6 protein-coding genes and 2 pseudogenes are annotated in these 7657 nt (G+C 52.1%); all 8 read right to left on the reverse strand.

Annotated elements, in window-relative coordinates; translation table 11 throughout:
• Positions 1 to 8: 8 nt before the first annotated feature.
• Positions 9 to 719, reverse strand: coding sequence for an antirestriction protein ArdA (locus FYJ39_RS19090; protein WP_154473929.1), 711 nt, complete (start codon positions 717 to 719; stop codon positions 9 to 11).
• Positions 719 to 2809 (reverse strand): annotated as a pseudogene (locus FYJ39_RS19095) (DNA topoisomerase 3). The gene FYJ39_RS19090 and the pseudogene FYJ39_RS19095 overlap by 1 nt, the downstream one beginning before the upstream one ends.
• A complete protein-coding gene (locus FYJ39_RS19100) occupies positions 2806 to 3522 on the reverse strand; it encodes a DUF4366 domain-containing protein (protein ID WP_154473930.1) in 717 nt (238 codons plus the stop codon). The pseudogene FYJ39_RS19095 and the gene FYJ39_RS19100 overlap by 4 nt, the downstream one beginning before the upstream one ends.
• Positions 3512 to 3766: a DUF4315 family protein gene (locus FYJ39_RS19105; protein ID WP_154473931.1), complete on the reverse strand. Its 255-nt coding sequence runs from the start codon at positions 3764 to 3766 to the stop codon at positions 3512 to 3514. The genes FYJ39_RS19100 and FYJ39_RS19105 overlap by 11 nt, the downstream gene beginning before the upstream one ends.
• Positions 3767 to 3792: 26 nt before the next feature.
• Positions 3793 to 5532 (reverse strand): CD1108 family mobile element protein, encoded by a 1740-nt coding sequence (locus FYJ39_RS19110; protein WP_456236701.1) that lies wholly within the window; start codon positions 5530 to 5532, stop codon positions 3793 to 3795.
• 145 nt (positions 5533 to 5677) lie between these two features.
• Positions 5678 to 6733, reverse strand: coding sequence for a DNA cytosine methyltransferase (locus FYJ39_RS19115; RefSeq protein WP_154473933.1), 1056 nt, complete (start codon positions 6731 to 6733; stop codon positions 5678 to 5680).
• Positions 6734 to 6781: 48 nt separating this feature from the next.
• Positions 6782 to 7237, reverse strand: coding sequence for a hypothetical protein (locus tag FYJ39_RS19120; RefSeq protein WP_154473934.1), 456 nt, complete (start codon positions 7235 to 7237; stop codon positions 6782 to 6784).
• A 70-nt stretch (positions 7238 to 7307) separates the two neighbouring features.
• Positions 7308 to 7529: pseudogene (locus FYJ39_RS19125) on the reverse strand (hypothetical protein); the annotation flags it as partial.
• Positions 7530 to 7657 lie beyond the last annotated feature (128 nt).

Consider the following 7657-nt stretch of genomic DNA (forward strand, 5'->3'; position numbering starts at 1 on the left):
GCACCTCCTTACAGTTCCGGCCCGTGTTTGTCTGCCTTTGGCGGCAGCACCTCACGGGCGGCACATTCTTTCTTTGCTTGTTTCAAAAAATCCTTGACGGAGGGTTTGACCTCCTTGTCCTGTTTCACCGTAGGTTTTTCCCGCTCCCATTCATCCCCGGATAAGAGGACATACCCCTTATCCGTGAAATATCCGTTGTCCTGTTCCCGGACTTTGCGACCGAAAGCCTCCGGGTCAATGCCGGCTTTCCACACCTCCGGCATTTCTACCATGCCGCTCTCATAGAGCTGGTAGCGGCCCAGAGCCTCATCACTGTTCATCCCCGGAATGAGGATGAAATAATCAAAGTTGTGGGGATACTCTTTGAACTGCTCAAAGTCCGTCAGCCGCAGGGGTGTTTCCTGGACGGCCATCAGCTTGTTAAATTCATGGTCGGGCAGATCGGAAAGTTCCTGTGCCAGCATTGCCAGATCATCCACATGAGCGTACATGGGGAGAGCCAGCCTAAGCCCCGGTACATCCGAGACATAATCATCAAAGAAATACATATCCGGTGTAGCAGAGATCGGCAGTCCAATCTCTGTAAAGGCAGCGGTGATTTCCTCTGCATTTGCCGGGAAATAGAGCCAGGTTCCGGCATTGTCACGTTCTCCGCTGTCATAGGCAGCCGTGTTGGTGATATACGCCTTGAAAATATAATCAGAGGAATTATCCTGCATTAGCGGCCTCCTTTCCCTTTGGTGAACTCGGTCTTAAAGTTGATATACTTCCCGCCTGTATCCTCCATCACGATAACCGCGTCATAGGTGGTATCTTTCTTTTCGGAATAGAGCCCCTTGACTTTGGTTTTCCCTTTAGAGAGCAGATCGGCGGCCATCTTCTTTGTCAGCTCTTTTCTGCGGGAAGTCCAGAAACGGTCATTCTTCCACAGAACAAAGCCGCAGCCCCGGTCTCCGCAGTAAAAATTCTTCTTTCCCTCAAAGACCGGCTGGCCGCAGCGGGGACAGATACCCACAGACTCTTTCTGCGGGGCAAACAGCTTTTGCTTGTCCTCGGAGATATGGGAGTAGCGGGCGATCAGTTCTTTTGCCATGCTTTCAATCCCCTCCATGAATGTTTCCGGGGAAAGTTTTCCCTTTGCCACTAAGGACAGCTTATTTTCCCAGTCGGCGGTGAGCTGGGGCGAGGTCAGGACTTCCGGGAGGACCGTTACCAGGTTGATACCGTTCCTGGTGGGGATAAGGTTCTTGCCCTTACGTTCCACAAAGCCGGAGGACACCAGCTTTTCAATGATGGAGGCCCTGGTGGCAGGTGTGCCAAGCCCTTTCCGCTCCACATCATCCGGCATATCCTCTGTTCCTGCGTGTTCCATAGCGGACAGCAGGGTATCCTCCGTATAAGGTTTGGGCGGCGTTGTGAAATGCTCCGTTACCGTGGCGGTCACATGGTCGAATACCTGCCCCTTTGTCAGCGCCGGGAGGACCGCCGTATCTTCCTGGTCGTCTGCCGGTCTCTCTTTCAGGAAAGAACCAAACACCTGCCAGATTTCTTTCCAGCCCTGGGAGATAATCTCTTTCCCTTTGGCGGTAAAGGTATACTCCCCACAGGTGAACACCGCCGAAACGGTCTCATATACATGGGACTTTGCCAATGCACACAGCAGTTTGCAGCAGACCAGGGTAAACAGGCTCCGTTCACCGGCCGGCAGGAGGGACATATCCTGTTTTGCCAGTTCCAGCGTGGGGATAATGGCGTGGTGGTCGGATACATCCTTATCGGAAATCACCGCCGCCACATCAGGAGTAAATCCACCAACGGAGGAAAACAGGGGCAGCCCTGCGGCCAGTCCGGCAACCACAGAAACAGTTTCCGCCATATCTCCGGTGAGATACCGGCTATCCGTCCTCGGATAGGTGAGCAGCTTTTTCTCATAGAGTGCCTGGGCATAGTCCAAAGTCTCTTTCGCGGTGAACCCAAAGAGGCGGTTCGCCTCCCTTTGCAAGGTGGTGAGGTCATAGAGTTTCGGGGGCTTGACGGTCTTTTTCTCCCGTTCCAGGGAAACACAGACGGCCTGCCTGTTCTGGCAAGCCGTCTGCATGGATACCGCTTTCTCTTTTTCATCCACCCTGTCGCTTACTGCCTCCAGACCGTTCAGGTCCAGCCGTACATGATGGTATTTCTTTTTCTGAAAGAGCATAATCTTTCCGTCACGCTCTGCCAACATTGCCAGGGTAGGCGTCTGCACGCGGCCTACATTCAGGGTCTTGTGGTAGAGGACCGAAAAAAGGCGGGTGGCGTTAATGCCGATCAGCCAGTCCGCCTTAGAACGGCACAGGGCCGAATGGTACAGCGGTTCATAGCGGCTGCCCGGCTCCAGGTTGGAAAAGCCCTCACGGATGGCAGTATCCTCCATAGAGGAAATCCAGAGCCGCCAGACAGGTTTTGTGCAGCCGGCCATTTCCACCGCCAGACGGAAGATCAGTTCTCCCTCACGCCCGGCGTCACAGCCGTTCACCAGCTCCGTCACGTCCGGGCGGTCCATCAGGGACTTTACAATGGAAAACTACTTTTCCTTTCCGGGAGATACCACATGCTGCCAGACTTCCGGGAGAATAGGCAGGTCCTCATAGTTCCATTTCTTGTAGCGTTCCTCGTAGGCTCCCGCCTCTGCCAGGGATACCAGGTGTCCGATACACCAGGTCACCAGATAACCGTTTCCCTCCAGGTATCCGTCTTTTTTATTCTTTGCACCCAGGGCAGCGGCATAAGCCGCCGCTACGCTGGGTTTTTCAGCGATAATCAGTTTCATACGCTTTCATCCTCCTTTGGTGTGTCGTCCAGATACTCAACCTCGGTATCCTCATATTCATCCTCAAAGTCATATTCCCCCAGATCGTCATTCCCTTTGGTGGAGGATTTGCCCTTTACGAACTTGAAGTAATAGAACGCACCGCCGCCACCGATCAGAAGCAGGGGCAGGAGGATGAGGGCGGGATTAAGTCCTCCTTTTTCTTTGGGTTCTTCCTTAGGTTCCTCGGCTGCCGTTTCCTTGCCTACACATCCGGAACGGTCATTCTTGCAGACTTCACAGTCCATCTTTACACTGCCGGCCTCGCATTTTTCCGCACAGGTGCAGACCGCCGGTGCTGTCTGCGGTTCTTTGTCCTCGGTGAGAGCCAGCAGGTCCGCCTCATCCACCTGGTTCAAAAAGTGGACCGTATTTTTTCCATCTGCCGCCCGGTCAATGATAATGTAAAAGGTATTGCCGCTTTTGCTGGTAACGGTGATAAACTGTTTATCCTCGCTGCCGGCCGACTCTATATCATCTACCAGGGACAGGTTGCCCTCCGGGGTGAGCGGCACAGGCTCCGGCGGGGGTTCCGTTTTTGCCGGGGGTGTTTCTGCAGGCGGGGGTTCCACCGCCTCTCCGCCACCTGCATAGGCGGTCACAGAAAAAGCCGTCACGGAGAACATAACGGCTGCCAGTACCAGGAACTTCCTGAAAACTCTCTTATTCTTCATCTTCAGTTTCCTCCGTTTCTCCGGAGTAATCCTCCTCCGGCAGGGTGATCTCACCGCTTGCATAGGCTTTCAGGAAAGCAGACAGCTCTCCACGGTCCATCTTGACTGCCTTAACCATGCGGACAATCTCCAGGTTTTCTTCCTCGGCGATCTTCTGCTCCAGGTCACGGACTTTCTTCTGCAGCTCGCCGATCTTAGCTTTCGCTTTTTCAATCTCACTTCTGTATTTCTCAATCGTCGCCATAAAAATATCATCCTTTCTGAAATTTGTTACCAGTTCATCAGGCCGTAGCCGTGGATATACTGACTGTTAAGAGGGTAGCTCTTAATCTTGCAGGCGTCGCCGCTGTTTCCCTCCACGGTATAAACATTGGTTCCGTCTGTTCCGATCACAAGGCCTACATGGTCGGAACCGCCGCCGTCCCAGTCGAAAAAGATCACATCACCGGGGGCTACATCCGTGTAGTTGCCTGCCGCCCATTGCCCGTGTTCCTTGAACCAGGGAACACCCTGGGAGGCACAGGCAGCGAACCTCGGATCGCTGTATCCCGCCTGGTTGATACACCAGGAAACGAAACAGGCGCACCATTCCACACGGCTGTCAAATCCATACCAGGACCAGTAAGGCTGTCCGCCTACATTTCCCACCTGGGCTTTTGCCAGGTCAATGATTTCCTGATTGCCCGGACGGGTGCCGTTTACAAACTCCACGCCGCTTAGATCGGTGGATGGGCTGGTGTCGAATGAGCCGCCGCCAAAGAGCAGGGGCATATTTCCGCTGGTGTCCCGGTAAGCCCGGTACATTTCAAGCTGTTCTGCGGTGAGGGTTTCTTCCGCCACATAAAAAAGACCGTGGTTTTTTAAGGTCACGGTCATAATGTAGTAAGTATAGGGGACTTCCACCTCGTAGGTATCGTTATGGGTATTCCCATCCTCATCCGTCCAGGTGTCGGTCCTCGTTTCGGTGCGGTAGCGGATTTCCTCCGTTTCCGTTTCGGTAAGCTCATACTGCAGGTCAAAAACCGTTTGGAGCTGCCCTTGTGCAGACGCCGTGGTGTAGGCTCCGCCAAAGTAAGCGGAAAGATAAGCCGCCAGTTCGTGAGGGTCATGGTGGATACCGTCCAGCTCAAAGCGGTACTCATCATATCCTGGGTTCAGGCTTTCGTAGTTGTCAAGCTCATACTGTAAATCCTGTTCCATAGCGGTGTAAGCCGCCTCCACCGCTTTCATATCCTGTTCTTCTGACGGATAGGAGGTGGCGGTGACAGCACCCAGGCCGCCGATCACCATATTGGTGCAGGAGGAAATGCCGCCGGCCAGTACCAGGATAAGAAGCCCGATTGCCAGGACCAGGAGAGCCCCTTTCCAATGCCTTGCAATAAAACGGGCTCCTTTTTCCCCTGCCTGGGCGGTTTTCTTTGTGGCTGTACCTGCCGCCTGCCCGGTTTTTCCGGCTGCTTTGCCAGCGTTTTTCACATCCTTAGCGTAATTATGCTTGATCTTCTGTTTCTGCAGGAACCGGGAGAGCGGGTTGGAGGAAAGGTTTGGGTTCTCCGATAGGACCTTGTGATACTGGAAATTCACATTGGCCTTATGGAGAGACTGTTCCGCTTTGGCAGCCTCCCGGTAGGGCTTTAAGCGGTAGTTACGGAGGGCGGTCTTTGCCATACCGGAACCTTTGGAAAGAGCCCGCTCACCGGTCCGTTCAATACTGTGCCCTGCCTCCACGCCGGAATTTTCTTTTTCCACTTCATGGATTTTGCCGTGGGCTTTGCCCGCCACCATGCGGCCCGCCAGGGAAACCGGACGGGAAACAGGGTTTGTCTTTGCGACTTCCGACATGGGCTTTTCCACTTCCTCAAAACGGAGTTTCGTTTTGCCCTTGCCCTTTGCCTCATCATAGAGCCGTTCACGGGTCAGCTTTTTCTTCTTTGGGATACGCTCCCTGGCAGCCTCCGCTTTATCTGCCGCCTGTTCCGCTTTGCGGATATAGCGGTCCAGTTCCGGCATGGCACGATCTTCCTCGGTAAAGTGAAGCCTCCCGGAAAAATCCGCCTCCTTTTCTTTGCCACTGATATTTTCGCTTTTGCCCGTGGTCTGGTTTTCCTCCACCGCACCCTCACGGGTAATCTTCTGGGTCACCTTGTCACGGGGCTTATACTGTTTCATGTTCCATCACCTCCCAGATACAATGTTCTTTACACCTGCCGGTCAGTATCTCCGCCATAAAGTGAAAGATAGGATACGCCTGGGGAGGGCAGACCGCATTCCCCAGGGTCTTTAAGCGGAGCGCCCGGTCTTTGGTCTGCTCCGTTATGCGGGGCACTCCCTCCGGCTCCCTGTTCCAGAGGACAGCTCCGTCCATCCTTTCGGGAAGCCCATAAGCCATTCCACCCAGTCCGGGTTTAAGGCCGCCTTGTCCGAGAGGGGATTTTCCTGGAAGATCACCTGGGCTGCCAGGTTCCCGTTCTTCTTTTTCGGGTCGTAGGCAGATGGTTTCAGGGTAGAGCGGAACCCGTCCGAGGCTACCGGCGTCAGGTAGAACACCGCAGCCGACAGGGGCAGGCTCCAGATCGCCCCGCTTTTGTTCTTCTTTCGGAAAATCCCATTGTCCGACAGGTACACATCCAGGCTTTGGGCGTCCTTTACAGTTCCCTTGTCGGAGGCAAGGGGCGTAGGAAACATCAGCCGCGATGATAAAAGTTCGCTGGCGCTCATGCCATGCGCCGACACCGCAAGCCGGAAATACGAATGGGAGAACAGCGTATCCCGCTTTTGCCAGGTCAAAGATCGTTTTGTCGAGCCCCATATTGATGAAGCCAGCAACATTTTCCCCAAGCACGAAACGGGGCTTAAGTTCTGTAATAACCCGGCACATCTCCGGCCACAGGTAGCGTTCATCCTCAAATCCTTTCTGCTTTCCTGCGGTGGAGAAAGGCTGGCAGGGGAAGCCTCCGGAGATGACCGTGACGGTTTCAAGTCCTGTTTTTTCAAAAAATGCCTCCTTTGTTAAAGTGGTTATATCCCTGAATTTCGGAACGTCCGGCCAGTGCTTTTCTAAAACGGCGTAGGGATAATCCGCCCATTCACACTGGCAGACCGTTTCAAAGCCGGCAGCCTCCGCCGCCAGGTCCAGACCGCCGATACCGGAGAACAGGCTTAAATGGGTCAGTTTGATTTTACAAATTTTATTCACCTCATTTCTGGGCATAAAAATAGCACCCATGCTCTTTACATGAGTGCTAAATCTACAATCTTTCTATTCTGTTGGAGTAGATTTTAATATGCCACTAATTAGATATATTTCGGTCAATCCTTTATTAACCTTGCTTGATTTGCTGCCATACAAATCTGATCGCATTGCTTTGATTAGGTTGGTAAATGCTTTAGTATATTGAGTTTCGTAATCAGCAACACTATTATTTTTTAGGTGGTTTATCAATAAGTCTGCAAATTCATATAGAGACGATAAAACTTTAGGACTTGCGATAATAGTCAAATTATTGAAAGCATGGTTATATCTTATGGTTGCCTCCGCAGACTCTGAGTTATTCATATTTTCGCTTAACGCATGAATAAATTCTAAATAGTATTGCTCTTTTAATTTTCGTTCTTCAAATTTCAGCTTACTACGTTTGTTTAAGAAATCAGTAATAATGGCTGTGACAATGGCAGTAAACGTCGCTAAAAGAGCAACGATTATCGTTGTGTTCATATCAGTTCACCTCGTGCATATTATACCTCCATTCCCTATAAAAGTCTATTTGTATTACCTTAGGATAATTTTAACTCACTTCCTCCGGCTTTGTCGTCATAATGCGGTAAAGCTCCGTATCCTGCGGGAACCGGTCCACGAAAGGTAAAATCACATTTCCGTAGAAGATCAGCCCCTCGCCGGGTCCTGAATGTGTCACATAGGAGAGCTGCTGCGGGGAGATACCCAGTTTCTTTGCAAGGATTTCCCGGTCACCGGCTGCCTGGTTTAACATATACACGAAGTCCGAGTTCTATAGTGATAGGTAAGCCCCTGATATCATCTCAGGCTTTTCCCCCACTTCACACCGTGCATGCGACTTTCACCGCACACGGCGTTCCATCGGTTAGTAGATTTCGTTGTCTAAACAATCAAACCTGT

Source organism: Clostridium porci (assembly GCF_009696375.1).
GTDB lineage: Bacteria > Bacillota > Clostridia > Lachnospirales > Lachnospiraceae > Enterocloster > Enterocloster porci.